Source organism: bacterium, from assembly GCA_030654305.1.
Taxonomy (GTDB): Bacteria; Krumholzibacteriota; Krumholzibacteriia; order LZORAL124-64-63; family LZORAL124-64-63; genus PNOJ01.
This window is the reverse complement of the sequence record JAURXS010000461.1, coordinates 1-1403: the sequence shown is the minus strand read 5'-3', so window position 1 is coordinate 1403 and position 1403 is coordinate 1. Positions and strand designations below refer to the sequence as shown.

The 1403-nt window shown below is 73.1% G+C and carries 3 protein-coding genes; 1 reads left to right on the top strand and 2 read right to left on the bottom strand.

Annotated features, from left to right (window positions below):
- On the top strand, positions 1-295 hold a 295-nt coding region (locus tag Q7W29_13195), incomplete at its 5' end, for a FlgD immunoglobulin-like domain containing protein (protein ID MDO9172776.1).
- A gap of 153 nt (positions 296-448) precedes the next feature.
- Here the strand turns inward: Q7W29_13195 and Q7W29_13190 are convergent.
- Entirely contained in the window at positions 449-760 is a 312-nt protein-coding gene (locus Q7W29_13190; GenBank protein ID MDO9172775.1) for a (2Fe-2S) ferredoxin domain-containing protein, read from the bottom strand.
- Positions 761-785: 25 nt separating this feature from the next.
- Positions 786-1073 (bottom strand): (2Fe-2S) ferredoxin domain-containing protein, encoded by a 288-nt coding sequence (locus tag Q7W29_13185; protein MDO9172774.1) that lies wholly within the window; start codon positions 1071-1073, stop codon positions 786-788.
- Positions 1074-1403 lie beyond the last annotated feature (330 nt).

Below are 1403 nucleotides of genomic sequence, written 5' to 3'. Positions count from 1 at the left end.
CGGCACGCCGGCGCCGGCGACGACCGCGCTGGTCGGCATCCACCCCAACCCGTTCAACCCGCAGACGCAGATCCAGTACGAGCTGGCCCGCGAGGGCGCGGTCCGTCTGGAGATCTACGACCTGCAGGGCACGCTGGTGCGCACCCTGGTCGAAGGCTCGCGCGCCGCGGGCCGCCACGACGAGACCTGGGACGGCCGCGACAACGCGGGCGGCCAGGTCGCGAGCGGCGTCTACATGGCGCGGCTGGCGGCGGGCGGGATGCAGCAGATGCAGAAGATGGTGCTTCTGAAGTAGGGCGGCCGGGAAGCCTGACCGTCGAAAGAGGAGGGGCTCCGGCTGCTGCCGGAGCCCCATGCTTTGTGGAAGCGGGATGCGATCACTTCGCCGAGGTCAACTTCCCCGCCAGATCGAAGCCGGCGCCGGCGCGCTCGTCGCAGGCCGCGCGTCCTATGGGTTGTCGCCCTCCGCCTCCGCCGCCAGCGAATCCAGCATCGACGGCAGGTCCGCCGCGCTGACCCCGAACTGCATCCGGCCGTCGGGGTAGGTCATGGCCATCGGCCCGAACTCGCAGCCGCCGAGGCAGCCGCTCTGGTAGACCTTGACGCGGCTCTCGAGGCCGCGCTCGGCGACCTGCCGCTTCAGTTCGTCGCGCAGCGCGAGGCCGCCGCGGTCGGCGCAGCAGGGCTTGGGGTGGCCGTCGGGGCGCTTGTTGGTGCAGACGAAGGCCACGGCGGCGAAGGGGACGGGTCGGATGATCACGGCGCCTCCCGGGGTCAGGTGCGGGTCAGGGTTCGAGCCCGTGGCGACGGGCCGTCTTGCGCACGATGTCGAGCGCGTCGTCCTTGCCGACGTCGTAGTACAGGGTCTGCGAGGCCGGGTCCAGGACCACCGGCCCGACGCCGCAGGCGTCGAGGCAGCCGGTGGGCAGGACGCGCAGCCGCTTCTTCAGCCCCTCGGCCGCCGCGGCCTCGGTCAGGCGGGCGCGCAGGCGGGCGCCCTTCTTGCCGCAGGTGCCGTCCTTGCGGGTGCAGACCAGCAGCACGACGTCGGCCTGGAATCGCTTCTTGTCCACTGGCAGGGTCCCTCCGGCTTTGCGACACGACACGCCACGCCGGACGGCATCCCGGCCCGGCCCCACATAGTAAGGGGGAGAACGACATGACCGCTCGTAGGATTCTGATCCTGGCCGCCCTGACCGCCCTGGCCGCCACTCTGCGTTGACGGATCCGGCGGCGGGTCGCGCCGGGGCGACACTGCCGGCGGTCATCCCGACCGGCGGTCTCCGGCGCGAATCGCCTCCCTGTAGCGGGCCAGGGCCCGACGGCGGGCGACGGGGGGCCGACCGGCCGCCTCGGCCCCGCCCTTGCCCTGGGCAGGGCAGGGCCGGCCGCGCGGATGACGA